This window comes from Acidaminobacter sp. QWL-03, from assembly GCF_058683855.1.
In genome coordinates, this window is record NZ_CM178752.1 from 2,173,175 (window position 1) to 2,191,392 (window position 18,218).

Annotated in this window: 19 protein-coding genes; 6 read left to right on the forward strand and 13 right to left on the reverse strand. The window is 47.7% G+C overall.

Translation table 11 applies throughout. The features are described from left to right. Positions 1-32: 32 nt before the first annotated feature. The 4 genes from AC4PHM_RS10075 to speE form a co-directional block, all read right to left on the reverse strand. On the reverse strand, positions 33-1,967 hold the full coding sequence (locus tag AC4PHM_RS10075; protein WP_492017685.1) for a M3 family oligoendopeptidase: 1,935 nt from the start codon (positions 1,965-1,967) through the stop codon (positions 33-35). Positions 1,968-2,343: 376 nt separating this feature from the next. Then, positions 2,344-3,789: an aminotransferase class I/II-fold pyridoxal phosphate-dependent enzyme gene (locus AC4PHM_RS10080; RefSeq protein ID WP_492017686.1), complete on the reverse strand. Its 1,446-nt coding sequence runs from the start codon at positions 3,787-3,789 to the stop codon at positions 2,344-2,346. Between the two features lie 13 nt (positions 3,790-3,802). After that, complete coding sequence (gene speB, locus AC4PHM_RS10085; protein WP_492017687.1) at positions 3,803-4,636, reverse strand: agmatinase; 834 nt, start codon at positions 4,634-4,636, stop codon at positions 3,803-3,805. Positions 4,637-4,639: 3 nt separating this feature from the next. Continuing rightward, positions 4,640-5,485, reverse strand: a complete 846-nt coding sequence (speE, locus tag AC4PHM_RS10090; protein ID WP_492017688.1) for a polyamine aminopropyltransferase — start codon at positions 5,483-5,485, stop codon at positions 4,640-4,642. A 451-nt stretch (positions 5,486-5,936) separates the two neighbouring features. On the opposite strand from speE, the gene AC4PHM_RS10095 reads away from it, so the two are divergent. Beyond that, positions 5,937-6,182 carry a hypothetical protein gene (locus AC4PHM_RS10095; RefSeq protein ID WP_492017689.1) on the forward strand — a complete coding sequence of 82 codons (246 nt, stop codon included), beginning with the start codon at positions 5,937-5,939 and terminating at the stop codon, positions 6,180-6,182. Between the two features lie 11 nt (positions 6,183-6,193). Here AC4PHM_RS10095 and AC4PHM_RS10100 read toward each other — a convergent pair whose 3' ends face one another. From AC4PHM_RS10100 to AC4PHM_RS10115, 4 genes are all read right to left on the reverse strand, one after another. Further along, positions 6,194-6,964: a hypothetical protein gene (locus tag AC4PHM_RS10100; protein ID WP_492017690.1), complete on the reverse strand. Its 771-nt coding sequence runs from the start codon at positions 6,962-6,964 to the stop codon at positions 6,194-6,196. A gap of 513 nt (positions 6,965-7,477) precedes the next feature. Then, a complete protein-coding gene (locus tag AC4PHM_RS10105) occupies positions 7,478-8,086 on the reverse strand; it encodes a TlpA family protein disulfide reductase (RefSeq protein WP_492017691.1) in 609 nt (202 codons plus the stop codon). Positions 8,087-8,128: 42 nt separating this feature from the next. Beyond that, positions 8,129-8,830: a cytochrome c biogenesis CcdA family protein gene (locus tag AC4PHM_RS10110; protein WP_492017692.1), complete on the reverse strand. Its 702-nt coding sequence runs from the start codon at positions 8,828-8,830 to the stop codon at positions 8,129-8,131. Positions 8,831-8,841: 11 nt separating this feature from the next. Next, positions 8,842-9,870 carry an NADH:flavin oxidoreductase/NADH oxidase gene (locus AC4PHM_RS10115; RefSeq protein WP_492017693.1) on the reverse strand — a complete coding sequence of 343 codons (1,029 nt, stop codon included), beginning with the start codon at positions 9,868-9,870 and terminating at the stop codon, positions 8,842-8,844. A 225-nt stretch (positions 9,871-10,095) separates the two neighbouring features. On the opposite strand from AC4PHM_RS10115, the gene AC4PHM_RS10120 reads away from it, so the two are divergent. Continuing rightward, a complete protein-coding gene (locus AC4PHM_RS10120) occupies positions 10,096-10,752 on the forward strand; it encodes a Crp/Fnr family transcriptional regulator (protein ID WP_492017694.1) in 657 nt (218 codons plus the stop codon). Between the two features lie 97 nt (positions 10,753-10,849). Here AC4PHM_RS10120 and AC4PHM_RS10125 read toward each other — a convergent pair whose 3' ends face one another. From AC4PHM_RS10125 to AC4PHM_RS10140, 4 genes are all read right to left on the reverse strand, one after another. Further along, complete coding sequence (locus AC4PHM_RS10125; RefSeq protein WP_492017695.1) at positions 10,850-11,413, reverse strand: hemerythrin domain-containing protein; 564 nt, start codon at positions 11,411-11,413, stop codon at positions 10,850-10,852. A 1-nt stretch (position 11,414) separates the two neighbouring features. Next, positions 11,415-12,050 (reverse strand): hypothetical protein, encoded by a 636-nt coding sequence (locus tag AC4PHM_RS10130; RefSeq protein ID WP_492017696.1) that lies wholly within the window; start codon positions 12,048-12,050, stop codon positions 11,415-11,417. A 183-nt stretch (positions 12,051-12,233) separates the two neighbouring features. Beyond that, complete coding sequence (locus AC4PHM_RS10135) at positions 12,234-13,166, reverse strand: ketopantoate reductase family protein (protein WP_492017697.1); 933 nt, start codon at positions 13,164-13,166, stop codon at positions 12,234-12,236. Between the two features lie 41 nt (positions 13,167-13,207). Next, a complete protein-coding gene (locus AC4PHM_RS10140; RefSeq protein WP_492017698.1) occupies positions 13,208-13,516 on the reverse strand; it encodes a DUF503 family protein in 309 nt (102 codons plus the stop codon). Positions 13,517-13,632: 116 nt separating this feature from the next. Here AC4PHM_RS10140 and AC4PHM_RS10145 point away from each other — a divergent pair, with 116 nt between their 5' ends. Next, positions 13,633-14,175: a hypothetical protein gene (locus AC4PHM_RS10145; protein WP_492017699.1), complete on the forward strand. Its 543-nt coding sequence runs from the start codon at positions 13,633-13,635 to the stop codon at positions 14,173-14,175. A gap of 137 nt (positions 14,176-14,312) precedes the next feature. Here the strand turns inward: AC4PHM_RS10145 and AC4PHM_RS10150 are convergent, their stop codons facing one another. Next, positions 14,313-15,179, reverse strand: a complete 867-nt coding sequence (locus AC4PHM_RS10150; RefSeq protein WP_492017700.1) for a DMT family transporter — start codon at positions 15,177-15,179, stop codon at positions 14,313-14,315. Positions 15,180-15,390: 211 nt separating this feature from the next. Between AC4PHM_RS10150 and AC4PHM_RS10155 the strand changes: the two genes are divergently transcribed. From AC4PHM_RS10155 to AC4PHM_RS10165, 3 genes are read left to right on the forward strand one after another with little or no spacing between them, the layout of a single operon-like run. Further along, the gene (locus AC4PHM_RS10155) at positions 15,391-15,678 is read left to right on the forward strand and encodes a hypothetical protein (protein ID WP_492017701.1); all 288 of its coding nucleotides are present in this window, start codon (positions 15,391-15,393) and stop codon (positions 15,676-15,678) included. Between the two features lie 47 nt (positions 15,679-15,725). Next, positions 15,726-17,408, forward strand: a complete 1,683-nt coding sequence (locus tag AC4PHM_RS10160) for a LytS/YhcK type 5TM receptor domain-containing protein (RefSeq protein ID WP_492017702.1) — start codon at positions 15,726-15,728, stop codon at positions 17,406-17,408. Beyond that, positions 17,405-18,112, forward strand: a complete 708-nt coding sequence (locus AC4PHM_RS10165) for a LytR/AlgR family response regulator transcription factor (RefSeq protein ID WP_492017703.1) — start codon at positions 17,405-17,407, stop codon at positions 18,110-18,112. The genes AC4PHM_RS10160 and AC4PHM_RS10165 overlap by 4 nt, the downstream gene beginning before the upstream one ends. The last annotated feature ends 106 nt before the right edge of the window (positions 18,113-18,218 follow it).

An 18,218-nucleotide genomic window follows, 5' to 3' on the forward strand; every position in this document is an offset into this window, starting at 1 on the left:
TAAGTGTTTTTCACAGTGTAGCACAATCCCTTTCAAGATGCATTCACTAATAACTCCAATTCGTCCATCAATTCAGACCAGTGAAAGAAAAAACTTTTGTAGATCTCTTCCGATTCAAAGTCAAAGCCGGCTTCAGCCATGAGCGCTGCGCCGCTGGCAGAGCCGCCGGCCGTCATCAGGCGCGTCCAGTTTTCAGCAGCCCCAGTCTGACCAGTTAAAAGTCCCCGGGCCAAAGGTGCCCCCGCCACGATCCCGGTTGCATACTTGTACATATAAAAATCCCAGTAAAGATGGGGATAGGACACCCAGTCATAGCCGTCAATCTCAGTGATTTCATAGGCTGGTCCCATATACTTCGCCGTCAGGTTTCGCCACAGATCCTTGAGCGATTCACCGCTCAAATCTTCACCAGCCTGCGCCAGCCTGTGCGACTCAATTTCGAATTCCGTCGCAAGCATCTGATCGAAATAGGTCGACGACAGGAAATCCAAATAATTCGCCAGTGCCGCTATTTTGTCTTCCCGCGTCTCGGCGCGACTAACGCGGTCCTCGTGATAGAGAATTTCCGTCACTGAGGCTGCCCATTCAGAGGCGGCAACATCCGCATAATAGGTGTCAAAAGGCTGATTCTGGGCACTGAGGGTCATATGCACCGCGTGTCCAAGCTCATGGGCCAATTCTTCGAGACTGTCCGAATTCCCGGTAAAATTAAGGAGCAGGTATGGATGGGACTCATAAGCCCCGTAAGTATACGCCCCGTCGTATTTATCCGCCCTGGGATAAAAATCGATCCACGCCTCGTCAAATGCCCGCTTCACAACGGTTTGCCCGGTGTCCGGCAGCACAGAAAAAATGCGCTGCATATACTGGCTCGCCTGATCGACGCCAATCTCGACCTCAGTCTCATCCGACCCCTGCGGCAAGTCCATAAATAAATCCGAAAAACGCATAGCCCCATCCAGTCCCAGCAGCTCTGCCTTGAGGGCGATCCAGCGGTGATTCAATATCAGATGCTGCTCCGTCACGGACATGAGCTGCTTGAACGCCTCAGGCGAAAACTCATCCATAGCCAAATACGCCTCCGAAGCCTGATTTTCCCCGTACATGAGCGCCAAATAATTGTTGAATCCGACCTTACCCTCATAAATATCTGCAAAGACTTCTGCCGATGGTTCCTGCAGCGCCACCCATTTCCGAAACGCCTTATAGCGGCGGTCCGCATTTTCGCTGAACAAGTCAGGATCTTCACCAAATTCAACGCCGTAACTATGACTAAAGCTCTGATAAATACGTTCGTAGGCACCGGAAAGTTCAAAAATGGACGGTCCGCTCTCACTGACCAACGCACTTTGACTGAGACGCGTCACTTTGTTGACCAAAGTGTCCACCGAAGTTTGAAACGCCTTTGCTTCCGCACTGCCCAAATCCGCGTCGCGCATCAGAGTGGCGTAAACTTGAAGTCGCTCCGCCGTCCTCATGAACCGGTCCAGAGATGCCTCATCTGCGGAAGTTTCGCCATTCAGCATCAGGCTTACCTCGCCTTGAAGTTTAGCCAACACCTCTTCCGCCTCTTCCAGACCACTATAGACGGGGGATAAGTCCCACGTGGGCTCGGTGTCTTCCAGGACGAATGATGCGCCTGGCTGGGTTTTGGCATGAAACCATCGGCTAAAAGCACCTCCGGATAGAACGCCGGCCACCGCTCCCGCCGTTATGGCGAGGACCAGAATCCAGGCAACACGTTTTAAACGCTTGGCTCGCCGAACTTTGAGCGCTTCCAGTTCTTCCTCATCACCCACTGCCGCCTGAAATTCCCCCTCAGACGGGTCTTCCAGGTCTCTGAGGTCACCATCTGCGCCTGTGTCTGATTCTGCATCTGCGCCTACTTTTTCGCCTTTCAGCGAAGGCTCTTCATTTTCTATCCGCATGGGACCATCCTCCCGCGACAGTTCTTCTTCTCTATTCACCGGACATCCCCCTATTCTTTGTCATTCTAATACCTGGTTGTCCCCTGCGTCAACCGAATAAAGCAGTCATTCGGGTCGCAGGTGAAAATTCGGGAAAAACAGCTTGAACACCCGCAGGTTCAGAGACCAAACCCCTTTCCTACTTCCTGTCAAAAAAAACATACGGCCCGCAAAAAATTCGCTGCGGGCCAAAAGGGTTGGGAGTGAAGATTGTCAAGTAAAGGGGGATTCATTTGACACTTCCATGATACCCATTCACTGTTAAGGTTGTGTTTAAAATTCCTTAAATTTTCATTAAAGAAAGAGGAAGACAGGGCAGTTCGGGCATCAACATCTCGCTCCCGTTCCACGCGTCTTCCTCAGGCCTTCTTTTTCGCTACAAAATCACGCGGATATGTTCTATCGTATCGTCCGCCAGGTCGGTCAGCAGAGTGTTCTGACCTTTCAAAAATTCAATGTAATCAATCATTTCCGAGGTGATCAGCTCTCCCGGCGTCACAATTGGAATGCCTGGAGGATAGGCCATCAGAGACTCCCCGCTTATTTTTCCAACGGCGTCGCGCAGTTTGACAGAAACTTTCTGGCTGTAGAACGCGTCGCGCGGCGTCAGCACTGTTTGCGGCACCGTCATTGGGATGTTGACAAAGCTGAGCGGATTGCCGGTGTAGAAACGGCTGCTCAGATCCCTGAGGGCATCCACAACAGCATCAACGTGTTCCTGGGTGTCACCAAGGCTCATGATGCCGAGAATATTATTGGCATCTCCGAGCTCCATCTGGATATTGTACTCATCTCTCAAGAGATCATAAACTTCGAAGCCTGTCAGGCCGAGGCCGGTCACCTTGACCGTGAGCTTTGTGTCGTCAAAATTAAACACGCCCGGTGTCCCAATCAACTCCGAACCAAAGGCATAGCAGCCATCGATTTCATTGATGCGGCGCTTGGCATCCTTCGCCATTTCGAGCACGTTGCCAAGAATAGCCGGACCATTCAGCACCAGGTTGCGGCGGGCCATATCCAGGCTGGTCATCAGCAGATAGGACGCGCTGGTGGTCTGTGTCAGGTTAATCATGGTTCGAACCGTTTGACGGTCGATCCGGCCTTCGTTAATCAAAAGCGCTGAGCTCTGAGTCAATGATCCGCCCGTTTTGTGCACGCTGATGGCTGCAAGGTCCGCACCCAAGCTCGCCGCAGACGCCGGCAGTTCCTGATGGAAGTGAAAGTGCGCGCCGTGGGCTTCGTCCACCACTACCATTTTTCCGAGGCCATGGGCATAATCAATGATGGCTTTCAGCTCAGAGGCAGCCCCAAAGTAAGTGGGATTAATGACAAAGACACCCTTGGCCTCCGGATGGCGCTCAAAGCCCTCCTGAACCGCTTTCAGGGTAACACCCATAGCTATCCCCAGCTCGACGTTGATCTCCGGCTGTATGAAGGCTGGGACAGCCCCAGTCAGTATAATCGCATTGATCGCAGACTTATGGGCGTTTCTCGGAAGCAAAAACTTCTCCCCAGGCTTGCACATGCTCATGACCATGGCCTGAACCGCAGAACTGGTGCCGTTGACCATAAAAAAACCATAATCGACGCCGTAGGCGTCCGCGAGAAGCTCTTCAGCATCCCGGATCACTCCGGATGGGTGGGAAAGGTTGTCGAGGCACTTCATGGAATTGACGTCGAGCTGGAGGACCTTCTCCCCAAAATACTCACCAAACGCCTGGAGCCCGCGACCGTGTTTGTGTCCCGGCACGTCAAACGGAATGACCTGCCTTTCATGATAATCTTTCAGAGCCTCAAACAGAGGCACTGCATGATGGTTCATCTGCTCCACTCCTTTACAACATTAATAGCGCCATTTCACGGACCAGCTTGCACGCCACAGCTGTGGATACACCACTGTGATCATAGTGAGGCGCCAGCTCAACCGCGTCAGCCGCGACAATATTCAATCCCTTCATGGCCTTCAGTGCTTCAATCAGCGCGTTGAAGGACAGACCTCCCGGCTCAGGTGTACCGGTACCGGAAAATATCGAAGGATCCAAAACATCTAAATCTATGGTTAAATAAACCGGACGCTGGCCAATGCGCTTCACCATCTCCGGAAGTGTGTCCGCAGTAAATTTTTCTAGATAAGTATGAGATTTCGCCCATTCGAATTCCGCTTTCAACCCCGAACGAATGCCGAACTGGTAGATCGAAGCATCACCCACGTGATCCCAGATCCGCTTGATGACCGAAGCGTGAGACAGCTTCTCGCCCATATAGTCTTCTCTTAAATCCGTATGGGCATCCAAATGGATGATCGCCAGGTCAGGATATTTCTCAAAAACGGCTTTAAAAACAGGATAGGTGACCAAATGCTCTCCGCCGATGGAAAAGATCTTTTTCCCATCCTGTGCTATTGGCCGTACGAAACTTTCAATGGTCTCCATCACACGGCCGGCGTTGCCGAAGGGCAGCTCGATATCACCAAGATCGCACAGTTTGTAGTCCTCAAGATCCTGATCAAAATAAGGACTGTAGGTTTCTATGCCAAAGGAATCCTGACGAACCGCCGGAGGACCGAAGCGCGTTCCGGGACGAAACGAGGTTGTGCCGTCATAGGGTATTCCGAACAACACCAACTCGGCATCTTCAAAAGTTGATTCGAATGCAATAAACTTATCCATCTCTTACTCCTCTAAAAGTTTTTTAACATACGTCGGCAGCATAAATGCGCCGGCATGCAGTTCCGTATTGTAGTAATGCATGTCCAGATTCAGCGCTTCAAATCTCTCCGGCTGCATATCCAGCACCGGATCCAACCCTTTTGAAGAAAATCCGAAAGACCAGAGCGATGAAGGATAGATGCCGATATAAAACGTATAGACTCTGGACAGGTCAAAGATTTCCCGTGTCTTTTCCGCAGCTTTAATCATGTTTTGCCGGTAGATTTCATAAAAAGGACTTTCGTTTTGATTGATCAGAATCCCATGTTCGGTAAGCGCTTTATAACAATCGGCATAAAACGCCTTTGTAAACAGACCTTCGCCCGGACCAATAGGATCGGTGGAGTCAACTAAGATGAGGTCATAAGCCGCTTCCTTTTCCTTCACGAACTCAATGCCGTCTCTAAAGTATAAAGTGACGCGCGGATCATCCAGCGCGCAGGACATAGTCGGCAAATACTTTCTTGAAACTTCAACGACCAGCTGGTCAATTTCAACCATATCTATTTTTTCAATAGTTTTATAGCGGGTAAGCTCGCGGACGGTACCGCCGTCACCGCCGCCTATGACCAAAACCCGTTTTGCGTCCGGAAATACAGTCATAGGCACATGAACCATCATTTCATGGTAGGTATGCTCCTCTTTTTCGCTGCACATGATCAAACCGTCCAGCAGCAGCGTCTTTCCAAATTCGACAGTGTCGATGACATCCACTTTCTGATGTTCACTCTCACCTGAAAATAAATGTGCCTGGACTTTAAGGCTGAACCTGACGTTAGGTGTATGTTCCTCAGTAAACCAAAGTTCCATGGAGAACCTCCTTGTGGGATGCCACTTGGTTGATTTATACCTGATTTTTTCTTCTATAAGTAGTTACCCACCGCCAGACGTTTTAAAAGGACCGCCTGCCACTGGAGAAGATTTATTAAAAAAAGAGCACTTTTAAAAATATTTCAAGAAATAACGGCATAAAAAATGAGCTTTTTCAAGCATTTTGAGATTTCCTCAAAATTGCCAAGCCCTTTAGAACGCGAAGTTCTTATCGATTTGTTTAGTATGAGTAAACTTGAAAGCAACGTTTACTAGGTCAATTCGTTTTGATTAGAACTATTAACCTTATAGTTTACTAATACTAAATATACACAACGTGCACCGTATGTCAACGGCTTTTTAGAAAGGAAATGTCCAATTATTTACATCAATTACAGCGATTGATGCGACGAATGACTTTTTAAGCCTTTTGCAGGGCGGGAAATTTCCAATGGATTTCACAAAAAATCATAAAAAAAATGCATTCAACCCACGCTCCCAAGCGGTTTTGACCTTCCTTCCCACCTCTTCTCCAAAGGAAGAGCTATCCAGATTTCCCGATCCTCAACGATTCGGCATCAAGGCACTGGACAATCCCATGATCTTGAGCCTTGCGCCACAGCTGCGAAAAAAGGAAGCTGGCACCCGCAAGTCTGAATCCGACCTCCGGCGCGCCAGCTTCCTAAATAAATTCTGAAAAGGCGGTTACTATGATAATGAAAAGCCTTCGTTTGGAAGAATTAAACTGCAGCTGTTATTTTCAGCATAGACAATTTTTTGATCTGTCTTATCAACTTCATGACCAATATATCCGCCGTTGAGTGCTTCTACCTGAGAACGGAAATCCGTCAGGCTGAGAGTGATCAGTTTGCTGTATTCAGCACACACTTCTTCCTGCAGGTCCCTGTGAAGTATGAATCTCCATTTCCCATCGCTGTTATCAGGCATTTGGCCATACTTCTTTTTCAAACCTTTGACTTTCAGTTCTGCCGACATGACGTTGGCAAGACTGAAAACATTTTTTGGAGAAACGGTTGAAAACACGTGATAATATCCTTTTTCTTTAATAAGCTCAACCGCAAAATCAAGTGTCATTTTTTGAAGCTTGTTACCTCTGAAGTCCGGATGAACGACTGTGGTTTCCAAATTGGCGGAATGCAGCAACACTTCAGGAGGCATCCCGAGATCCAGTCCAAGGTTCTTCTCGGTTAAGCCCGGGAAGCTGACATACCGGTAGGAGATCAATTCATTGTCGACGTAGACGCCGAGAACAAATCCGCCCTGCTTCATGTCCTTGAGGTAGTCTTCTTTGGTATCTGTTGCAAAAATGTCCTTATCACGAAGATTCGAGTAGATCAGATCCTGAAGCTTCATGACGTCGTCCAGTTTCGAGTCATCCAGCATCAGCATCTGATATTCTTTTTCCTTTTTCTGCCCCTCTGCTCTTGAAACGAGCTTTCCGAAATCGATCAACTTCACGATTGTCACCATCCTTTATTGGTTTAAAAATTACTCATATTAGTTGTTCTTCAGTTCCCTCTGATGAAAAACCAGCCATGGGATGCATCCTCAGCAAGATTGAGTGAAGGTCGCATTTTGGCCGGAGTAGGGTTTAATGGATTCTATCACGGTTTCATTTTCGTTGTCAATATTCAGTCATTCGCATTTTTTAATTCACGATTGTAATTTCTTTGTTTCTATTTATATCTAAAAACCGCTGTGTCCCTCCAGGCTACTGCATTTGAATTTCTTATACCCAAATAACCAAACGCCATAAACGCCTTTATTTTGGCTAATTATTAAATTTCTCTTAAGCACTTTTAGAGCACACCATAAGTTTTAGTGATACGCGAAATTCTTTTGTAACTTTTGCGATTTGAATACTCACGACTCAAAACTTGCATCTTCATGTTTTTTTTACTCCCAAAACGAAAAAGAAAAAGCGCAAAGTTGCATTTTCATGCAACCTGCACTTTTATAATTGATTTCACCTTATTTTGTCGCTTCAAACTGCTCTCTGACATAATTGAGGGATTGCTCCATGGTCTCATAAGACATCATGCCAGCCACATAACCAATAACCCTCTGGTCTGGCGTCACAAAGTAGGAGGATGGCATTCCTGTCACATTGTACTGCCCCGCAATTTCACCTTTTTTGTCCAGCACCGTCAGCATAGTCAGATTCTTCTTCTCAAGATAAGCTTTAATTTCGTCTTCGCCTTCCTGCACATTTACCAGTAAGACGACGAGATCATCACCATATTTATCCTGCAAAGCCTGAAGGTCCGGCATCTCCTGATCGCAGTACGTACACCAGGTCGCCCAAAAATTAATCAGGACAAACTTTCCTTCAAAGTCTGCTATGGACACCAGGTTGCCTTCCAAATCCGGAAGCTCAAAAGGGATCACTTTGTTGTAGGGTTCGTCAGCCGAATCCGAAGGCTCAGCCACCCCGCCTTGACCATCACCTGCAATCGACTCAGGAGTCTCTGCAGGTTCTTCCTGAGGTGCGCAGCCGGCAAATGCAAGAACCAGAATTAATAACAGACTCAGGAACATTAGTGAGCCCGGTCGCCGTAAATTTTTCAATCTTATAATCACATTTCTTCCTCCTTGTCTGTATTCCGTTTAATCCTTATGAAACTAAACCAGCAGGCCGCCAATTTTGACGATATAGCCCGTCGCGACCAAAATACCAAAGAGAATTAATATAAAGCCCGCGATCTTTGTAATTTTTTCTGCGCCTCTCTCAAATTTCGATATCCAGGCGCTGATTTCAGTAAGAAATATGGCAGAAACCAGAAACGGAATCGCCATACCAAGGGAATAAACCAGTAGGAGAATAAATCCCTTCGCAACCGTACCACTTGCACCGGCGTACAGCAATATAGAAGCGAGCACAGGTCCAAAGCAAGGCGTCCAACCCGCTGCAAAGGCCAACCCAAGAACAAATGCCCCCGAGTAGGAATTCTCCTTTGCGTGCGTCCTGAATCTGCTGACCTTCGCCAGTCCGGAGAATTTTAAGATTCCAACGAGATTCAAACCAAATAGAATGATGACCACACCGCTGATTCTCTGGATCCATACGCGGTTTCTGGCAAAAAAGGTTCCCAGAAAGCTGGCACTCGTTCCCATAATCAAGAAAATCACCGTAAATCCCGCCACGAAAACCAGTGTTTTTAGAAAGGCGTGACGACGTGTCACCTGATTTCCACTGTCAAGCTGGCTACCGGTTATATACATTAGATACGCCGGAATCATTGGAATGATGCACGGTGAAAAGAAAGACAGAAGGCCTGCTATAAACGCCACACCATAAGACACATCCGGGGCCAGATTAATCACGCCCGCACCTCCTATCGATATTTCGCGCGTTCATACTGCTTTGGCCAAACGACCTCGTCACCAAGATTTCGAGCAGCTGCCAACGGCCAATAAGGATTCCTCAGCAGCTCTCTGCCAAAAAAGACAAGATCAATGCCCGGCAATGCCAGGACATCCTCCGCATGGATCGGATCCGTCATGCGCCCGCCAGTGATGACTGGGAGTCCCGTTACAGTACCTATAATCCGGGCAAATTCAAGCTGGTATCCCGGAAAATCCTGTACGGTTGTGGCGACGACACCGCCTGAACTGACGTGCAGCAGATCCACGCCCAGATCTTTGAGATTGGCGTCCAGAATCCCTCGGGCAAGATCTTCCGCATGTAAACCGCCCTCTGAATATTCTTCAGCAGAAATTCGGACACTCAAAGGCAGTTTCTCCGGCCAGAACCTTCGCACCGACCTGACCACTTCAATCAAAAGTCTGAACCTATTCTCTTCGTTTCCACCATAGTGATCCAACCTGAAGTTCGTCAGTGGCGAGAGGAATTGATTGATCAAATAACCGTGCGCCCCGTGGATCTCAACGAGGTCAAAACCTGCCTTAAGCGCACGTAAAGCGGCCTGCCCGTAGGCGTCGACGACCTCGTCGATCTGCTCTGGAGTCATAGCCTCAGGCACAGGAAATTCCTCATTGAAACGCACCGGCGACGGCGCGTGAAGCGGGCCGCCTGTCACAGTTGACTTGCGTCCGGCGTGAATGAGCTGAATACCAATTTTTGCACCGGCAGCATGAACGCGTTCCACCACTCTTGCAAGGGCATCCCCTTGCTCATCATGCCACAGTCCCAGGCAGTGGTCCGAAATTCTTCCCTGAGGAAGGACGCCGGTGGCCTCGACAATAATCAAGCCCGCGCCGCCCATAGCTCTTGTGGTGTAGTGTGTTTCATGAAACGCGTTTGCAACGCCATTTTTCGCACTGTACATGCACATTGGCGGCATGACGATTCTGTTTTTTAGTTGTAATGACTTAAGTTCAAAGGGCTTGAACAACCTTCCCATAGCAGTTCCTCCTGATAATTGATCTGTTTCAGATATTTCTTTTTGAGATATATTCTCATTTAATTATGCCCTATTTCGTCCTAAATGAACAGAGCATTTTGGGAAAACGAGAAAATAATTCCCCCGGGAGGGGTAGGGGGTATTCTGAACGTTAATTAAAGTATGATATAATTTGATTATTAAGATGAGTTATATGACCTATCCATTTCTGTGAGGTGCCCACCAATGCCAAAGACGAAATCCGTCATGCCAAATACGCCCCCCTCCTTACTCCAAGCCCTTCCGGAGGCAGTTTTATCCGAGTGGACCAGCACCGGCACTGCCCATTATGTCAAATTTGATGAAGGCGCGCTGATTTATCTCGCAGGCGATCCCTGCACTGCAGTCGACGTGGTTGTGGAGGGTCAGATCGCGGTTGAAAAAATGGACGAAGAAGGCCGGCTGACGAGAATCAGCCAATTTGGAACAGGTGACGTTTTTGGTGCTAATTTGATTTTTTCAGGCTTGAAGGTTTTCCCCTTCGGTGTGTCTGCGCTAAAACCTTCAAAGCTGCTGCGCATAGAGCCCGAAGCCCTGATCCGGTTAGCCATGGCAAACCGCGAAGTATTGCTTTCCCTTCTAATGGCTATCTCTATCAAATCTTTCGCACTATCACAAGGTATAGACTATTTAACCGGCAGAACCATTGAAGACAAGGTGTTGATCTATCTCAGACAAAACCTTCAGAGTGGACAGATCCGGCTCCAGCTGGCGATCTCCAAGAAGGCCCTTGCAGAATATTTGGATATATCCAGAACCTCGCTCTCCAGGACACTGAGACAAATGAAAAGTGGCGGCCTGATCGACTATGACCGGTCGAGCATCACCCTTTTAAAGCCTTAATCAGCGGTTCACAACACCGCTGCCTGAATCAAAAAAGCCTGTTCCCCCTTCCGAAAATTCAGAAAGAGGAGCAGGCTTTATAAATGAGAACTGTGCACTACATTTCTTGGAGCTTTGCTTCCAAAGTTTCCAGAAGCAGCACATATTTTTCACGTGACGCAGTTGCCTCTTCAGTCGCTTCAAAGGCATCATAGCGGGCCTCAATGGCTTCTTTTGCTTCAGGAGACAACTCACGGTCAGCAAAAGTAAAGACGACGCCATCCTCTTTATCGATATGGCGATGCAGCAAGTAAGTGTAACCCATAGCGTTGGAAATCAGGTCCAGCTTGGAAGCCTCGTCGCCGGCCTCCACTTTTTTCAGAGCCGCCTCCATGTCCGCAAGCAGAAGTCTCCCGAGGTCATGCTCCACCAGCATCCCCATCTTGACCAGTTTCTCTGCAAGCAGGCCAAGCTCATCCATCATATAGCCAAAGAAGATGTCCTCTTCTTTGCCATGGTGGTGCTTGTCCGCGTAATTGCGAACGAAGTCAATCATGCTGTGAAAATCTGCAAGTGCCACCTCTTCGCCTCTGAGGACCTTTTGGCAGTACCCCCGCATGACGCCCAGCATTCTTTTAATGTAGCGGTGTTCTTCATTCATCAGAAGTACAGAAGGCATCATGTTAAGCACTCTTCCTTTCGATCCATCTCAATTGATCAGCACTTGCGCCAAATTCATATTGATCCGAGGCACCGGAGACAAAGCCTTTAATCCACTCGTGGCGGAGTGTATAGAAGAGTTCCACATCACCGCCAACGGCATCCCAAACCGGTTTGTGAACGCACTGCATCATTTTCCAGACAAACTTGTGCGACTCGCTTGAAACGATCTGATTCACGCGGTCACATGGCATGCCGTCGAGAATATAATCGTTGAGACCGTTAAACAGGCTTTCAGGGCTGGACGTATTGCCCTCATAGCTGCGTCCTGCGGTCAGACCGTGCTCGTGGAACAGCTTTTTAAGATCCTCTGATACGTCAGTCGACTGAGAAGTCAAGCGCGTCAGGAAAGCTGCCTGTCTGGATTCAGCACGGGTGATGCGCTCCTGGAGCCATCCGTGGATATTGCTTTGATCGATGATCTCTTCCAGAGGGCGTCCGCCGGTAGATGCGCCGTACAGGGCTTCGAATTCCCGCTTCCAGTCCTGGGCTGGGATCCCGCGACCATCGGCATAAACAGCAATGGCGTCCTCAAGGTGTTCGAACCAAAGAATTTTATTGTAGAGCCAAAAGTGAACTTTTCCTAAAAATAAACTCATAGAAGTCATCCTCCAATTTATATCCTACTGTTTTACTCGTATTTGCTAAGGACATACTAACACACTAAAGCAACCCAAATCAGTAACCCAGGTTACGCGCGAAAAAAAAGAGGAGATCAGGGATCCAAAAGTCGATATCCGGCTTTTGAATGACCTCATTTCCTCTTTGATTTCCTGATGGTTTTATTGCCGTGCGCCGACCTGACGCTCCTTGATGCGAATCAAATGATAAAGCATACGGTTGTAGGGCAGGTCAATACCCAGCTCCTCCCCCATTTTCAGCATATGTCCGGAAAACAGCTCAACCTCAGTCGGGCGGCCGGCCTCGATATCCTGATGCATGGAGGTCTTGCCCTTTGGATCATGTTTTTTGACGCTGCTCAGATATTCATCAATGGCACTTTCTGACAAATTGATCCCCTTGAGCTGCGCAAGGCCGACGACCTCTTCCATAACTGCCCGAAGCAGCGCCTTCAGATCCTCATCCTCCTGGAAATACTCGTAATTGAGTTCCAGAACCGCAGATAGCTGATTACCGGAAACGTTGATCATGAATTTCTTCCACATCATGGCGAGGACGTCTTGAGGCACTTCATAGGGGATGCCCGCTTCCTCAAGAATTTGTTGAGCCTTGAGCACCCGAGGATCCTCTGGCCCCTGAGGCACCGCCCCAAATACAATTCTGCCTATATTTCTGTAGTCGACCCTGTCACCGTGTTTGACCGTGTCAATCCCCATACAGAAAGAATGAAGCACCCGCGCCTCACCCAGGATCTCAATAGCTGAGATTTCACTCAAGAGACCGTTTAATACCGTCATGACCAAGGTTTCTTCGCCAGTGAACTGACGCGCGACCTCAAGTGCGTCATCAAGTGCCGGATATTTGCAGGCAATAATCATCAGATCCGCCGGTCCCTCAAAGGCCCCTTCCCTGTTGGAGGGCGACGCCGCCTTGAAATGAAAGGGCTCGCCGTTTACTTCAATGATTTTATCCTTATAAACAGAATACCTCGAATCGTCCACCAGCACGCGGATCTCAGTGTTTCCGAGCTTTGACGCCACCGCACCGTAAGCGGCACCAATTGCGCCCAGCCCAATTATATCCACTTTAAACATGAATAAAGCCTCCCTAACTTGATCCGACGCCATCCGAAAGTTTACAACCTCGGTTCACCGGATTCCACCTTAATTTCCTCTGTGACAATACTGATCACTTCAAACCGGCCGTCCCTGTCCAGTCCTCTCAGTGCCGTCTCCCGTAACTCAGTCGCGTGATGAAGCGTACTTGAAATCGCTGTCAACCCAAGAATACCGAGATTCAACGTCCCATCCGGACTGAGGTCCGCCGCTGCCAAGTGATTTGCTTTGCCGATGGTCGCAGTCAGGCTCTGCATCACCCGTCTTCGATCCTTCAAACTATAAGACTCAGCTATAACCATTTTAACTTCTGCGCAAGCTAGAAACATCCTCGGACCCCCTCCCAAAGGGCACTCAAAATTTCACACTTCCTTAACTTTTCGATAAGAAACATTTGAGATAATAGTAACATAGAACACATAAGTTTAGACAGGAGGTTTGCCAAATGTTTAAAAAAAGTCTGCTCATCTGTGTCATGATTGCAGCCATCCTCGTCGCCGCCGGGTGTAATAAAACAGAAGCGCCCGCTGATTTGCAGAGCGAAATTGATACTTTGAAAGCCCAGGTCATTGAGTTGTCAGAGGAAAACGAAACATTAAAGGCTGAGTTGACCTCCCTTCAGGGTTCAGACACTGAAAGCCTGCTTGAACTGCGCAACACCCTGGACAGCAATCTTTACGGCACACTGAATGCCCTTATTCGAGGTGAGCACGCCGCAGCCCTGCAATCCTTTACCTCCTCCGTTGAAGTCAAAGACGACAATGTGGTCAGCCTCTACGGCAAAGGGACTGTTGAATTCACCATTCCTGAGCGCCCCATGAATTTGAGACAGCGCGCCTTCTGGCAGGACGGTACCTCTTATAACGCGATCTACGAGATCTTTGATGCCGGCTATGATCAGCCGGACGAGCGCCTCAACACATTAAACGTCCTCTATTTGAAGCAAGATGGTGTTTGGAAAATCGATGCGATATTTATTGACGAATAAACCGTTGCCGTATAAACATTAAGATAATTGGAGACAGAAAAAAAACAGAAGGAGATTGGCGCAGCAGTCACCGGCAAAAGCCGGCCGTACATAAGCGTCAATGTCCTTCTATTTCAATTTCCCATTATTCATCCGGGTCACAGAATTTCTTTAACTTTCCCCAATCTGCTGATATAAAAGCTGCGCAGCGTGACAGCCAGGACAACGATCAGACCACCCAGCAGTGCAAGTGCGCCAGGCTTCTCCCCTGTCGCGAGGAAGACCCAGATAGGATTCAGGATAGGTTCAATTACAGGAATCAATATAGCCTCTAGGGCGCTCACATGACGAACTGCCAGTGAAAATAAAATGTAGGAAATCCCGAGCTGAAACACACCTAACAGAAGGAGGCCTACTATGCTCTTAATATCAGGGGTAACTTTGAGAATAAACGGAATACCTACCAAAAAAGTCATGATGTTGCCCAGCAGTGTCATTTCTATTTGTGAGCCGTCTTTCTGAAGCCTCAGAAAAATGACAGTCAGCGCCAGAAACAAACCCGACAGTACAGAGAGCAGATTTCCCGCTAGAGCACCGCCTCCCAAATCCCCAATAAAGAACATCACCATACCGGCCATGACCGCGAAGATAGCGAGCCAGTCGGCACGAAGCGTCTTTTCTTTCAGGATCCAGGTGCCAAGTACAGCCACCCATATTGGAGCGGTATACTGCAACAGTATTGCGTTTGCAGCAGTGGTCAATTTGTTGGCTGTGACGAAAAGTATGACTGTTGACATATAAAAGGCCGCACCCGCGAACTGGGTTTTGGACTTAGTAAACTTTGGCTTTCTGACAAACGCGAGCATCACCAATGCTGCAATGCCGCTCCTGGTGCCTGCTATTGCGACAGGATTCCAGTCGACCAGCTTGATCAGCATACCTCCTGTACTCCACAGCACGGAGGCAATCACCAGATACAAAATGGCTTTAGCTCTGGGTGTTTTGACGAGTGATAAAACGTTCAAATTTTCCTACCTGCTTTCATTATTGGCTATTGTATGTTGTTATTGTTTTAAAATTTACATAGCACTAGAATCATACAATATTTGTAATTCTAAAACAACTAAAATTCTCTGTTTGAAGCCACTCTGTAATGAGTAAGAAAACAAACAGAGGAACAGACTTTTATTTCGCCTGTAAGCTTTTGTCATAGATTGCCCACGAGGAGGTTCTTACATGAAAAGAATTACGCTTACTCTTTTGATCCTTTTAATCATGCTTACTCTAACCGCCTGCCTGCCCGGGGATGGCAGTTATACCGCGGATCATCCGGCCGGCTTCCTGTCAGGGATCTGGCACGGCTGGCTCGCCCCGCTGTCCATGCTCCTTGGGTTCATTCGCGGCGGCTACAGAATTTACGAGGTCAACAACACCGGGCTTGCCTATGATTTCGCGTTTTATATTGCCATTATTGGTGGATTTGGGAGCTTCTCATTATTCAGAGGAAGGAAAAAGGACAAATAACATGGTATAATAGAACATCTCAATTTTGATCAAGTGGAGGTTGACGCATGATTCTTCTGCGAAATTTGACCAACAACCTGGGCTACGTCGTCCTTCTCGCCTTTTGGCTTTCAAGACTGTCACTCTTTAAGAAAATTATGCTTAAAGAAAAATTTTCATTTAAGGAAAAACTGATCTTGGCGTTTATTTTTGGCGCCTTTGGCATTTTAGGCACTTATATTGGTACAGAAATTCAAGGTGCCATTGCAAATACGCGGCTCATAGGCGTCATGGTCGGCGGGATATTGGCCGGTCCCTTTGTTGGCATTACAGCAGGGATCATCGCAGGGCTCCACAGACTGACTATGCAGGTGGGGTCACTGACAGCAGTACCATGTGCAATTGCGACCATCGGCGCAGGCATTGCTGCTTCCTTTATCTATCATAAGTCCACCAGAAAAAACAAATGGATGCTGGGACTCGCTGGCGGCTTTGTCATGGAAACCTTCGAAATGCTGCTGATTCTTCTGATGTCAAAACCTTTTCCGGCAGCCCTTGCTGTGGTTAAGAGCATTTATCTGCCCATGAGCATGACCAACGGCATTGGAATCAGCATCTTGATCTTAATTATTCAGAACCTCTTTGACGAGAAAGAGAATATTGCGGCACGTCAGGCCAAGACGGCTATGGATGTGGCCAACCAGACACTGCCTTATTTCAGGGACATCACGCCTGAATCTATTGAGAAAATCTGTCAGATCATCCAAGCTTCTATTCAGGCGGACGCGGTATCAATTACTGATCGTGATACGATTCTTTCTCACGTCGGCCTTGGCGCGGATCATCATGAAAGCGGCAGCCCCATTGGAACAGAGGCGACTCGCATGGTCATCGATTCAGGTGAGATTTTGTTTCTGAACAAGAAAACGGACATTCAATGTGATTTCGAGAACTGCCCACTGAAATCCGCAGTAATAGTCCCTATTTTTGAAGGCGAACAGGTCATGGGAACACTTAAAATATATTATGGCAAAGAGGGTATGATTTCAGAAAGTACGGCACAGCTTGCCATTGGACTGTCTCAGATCATATCGACACAGCTGGAGATCAGCAAAATACACAAATTGGAGGAACTGGCGACACAATCTGAAATTAGAGCCCTTCAGTCTCAGATTAACCCGCATTTTCTCTTCAATGCACTCAACACCATAACCGCATTCACACGAGATGAGCCCGAAAAGGCGCGACAGTTGATTGTCGATCTTTCCACTTATTTAAGATACAATTTAGAATCTGCGGATCGATTGGTGAGCATCAGCCGTGAGATCGAACAGGTAAAAGCCTATGTGGATATTGAACGTGCCCGTTTTGGTGACAAGCTTAAAGTTGAATACATCATAGATTCGGATCTCGAACTCTCCATCCCTTCCCTCATCATTCAGCCACTTGTTGAAAACGCTGTCAAACACGGGATCATGGAAGGTATTGGCCGAGGCACGATCCAACTCATAATTCAAAAGACAGGAGAAGGTACGGCAAAAATCACGGTGGAAGATGACGGAAGAGGCATTGATCCTGACCTGATTTCGCAAATTGAACAAGGGACACTGCCTAGCCATCACATTGGACTATCCAATGTGCAAAATCGACTTCGTTTGATTTATGGCAGCGGTTTAATAATAGAACGCCTGAACAAAGGCACTCGCATATCCTTTGAAATTCCAAGCCAGACGAAAGGTGTGGTCGCTTGAATTGTATCATTGTAGATGACGAAATGCCCGCGCGCAAGGAGCTTGCTTATCTGATTGAACAAAACAGCGACATCACAATACTTGAGGATTTTGACGACGCACCGGAGGCTTTGGAATACGTCCGTCAGACAAAACCCGACCTCGTCTTTCTGGACATCAGCATGCCGCAGCTGGATGGTATGAGCTTCGCCAGACAGCTCAGACAATGGGGGGTGGACTCGCGGGTCATTTTTGTGACTGCTCACAGGGAATACGCCGTGGAAGCCTTTGAACTTGAAGCGTTTGACTATCTGCTGAAACCTTTTTCTGAAGACAGGCTGGAACTGCTTCTCAATAAACTGAGCGCACTGGATCCCGTCGAGATTTCATATCCCGAAAAGCTGACCCTTTGGAAGTCAGAAAAAATGAGAGTGGTACCTGTCACTGAGTTGTGTTATATTGAGGTTCGCGAGCGAGAAGTTCATATTTTTACCAAGGAAGATGCCTTCGTAGTCGTCTCAAGTATCAGCAGTTTTCAAAAGAAGCTGGATCCAAAAAAATTTTTCAGATGTCACAGATCCTTCGTCGTTAATCTGGACAAGATTGAGGAAATAATCCCATGGTTCAACCACACTTATCAATTGAAACTGAAAGATATCGAAAATCCAATCCCTGTCAGCCGGCATTACCTGTCGGAGTTCAAACAAATTATGGGATCATTTTGACGCTTCATGCAGAATTCACGTCATTTCATACCTAAAAACGCCTCAGGCGTTTTTTTTATTGTACACTTGGACCTGTAAGCAAACGCGAACTCATACATAGTAAAAG

Excerpts from the sequence above, each read along its gene's own strand:
- AC4PHM_RS10080 (WP_492017686.1), bottom strand. The coding sequence starts at position 3,789 with ATGAACCATCATGCAGTGCCTCTGTTTGAGGCTCTGAAAGATTATCAT.
- speB (WP_492017687.1), bottom strand. The coding sequence starts at position 4,636 with ATGGATAAGTTTATTGCATTCGAATCAACTTTTGAAGATGCCGAGTTG.
- speE (WP_492017688.1), bottom strand. The coding sequence starts at position 5,485 with ATGGAACTTTGGTTTACTGAGGAACATACACCTAACGTCAGGTTCAGC.
- AC4PHM_RS10095 (WP_492017689.1), top strand. The coding sequence starts at position 5,937 with ATGGATTTCACAAAAAATCATAAAAAAAATGCATTCAACCCACGCTCC.
- AC4PHM_RS10115 (WP_492017693.1), bottom strand. The coding sequence starts at position 9,870 with ATGGGAAGGTTGTTCAAGCCCTTTGAACTTAAGTCATTACAACTAAAA.
- AC4PHM_RS10120 (WP_492017694.1), top strand. The coding sequence starts at position 10,096 with ATGCCAAAGACGAAATCCGTCATGCCAAATACGCCCCCCTCCTTACTC.
- AC4PHM_RS10125 (WP_492017695.1), bottom strand. The coding sequence starts at position 11,413 with ATGATGCCTTCTGTACTTCTGATGAATGAAGAACACCGCTACATTAAA.
- AC4PHM_RS10130 (WP_492017696.1), bottom strand. The coding sequence starts at position 12,050 with ATGAGTTTATTTTTAGGAAAAGTTCACTTTTGGCTCTACAATAAAATT.
- AC4PHM_RS10135 (WP_492017697.1), bottom strand. The coding sequence starts at position 13,166 with ATGTTTAAAGTGGATATAATTGGGCTGGGCGCAATTGGTGCCGCTTAC.
- AC4PHM_RS10140 (WP_492017698.1), bottom strand. The coding sequence starts at position 13,516 with ATGTTTCTAGCTTGCGCAGAAGTTAAAATGGTTATAGCTGAGTCTTAT.
- AC4PHM_RS10145 (WP_492017699.1), top strand. The coding sequence starts at position 13,633 with ATGTTTAAAAAAAGTCTGCTCATCTGTGTCATGATTGCAGCCATCCTC.
- AC4PHM_RS10155 (WP_492017701.1), top strand. The coding sequence starts at position 15,391 with ATGAAAAGAATTACGCTTACTCTTTTGATCCTTTTAATCATGCTTACT.
- AC4PHM_RS10160 (WP_492017702.1), top strand. The coding sequence starts at position 15,726 with ATGATTCTTCTGCGAAATTTGACCAACAACCTGGGCTACGTCGTCCTT.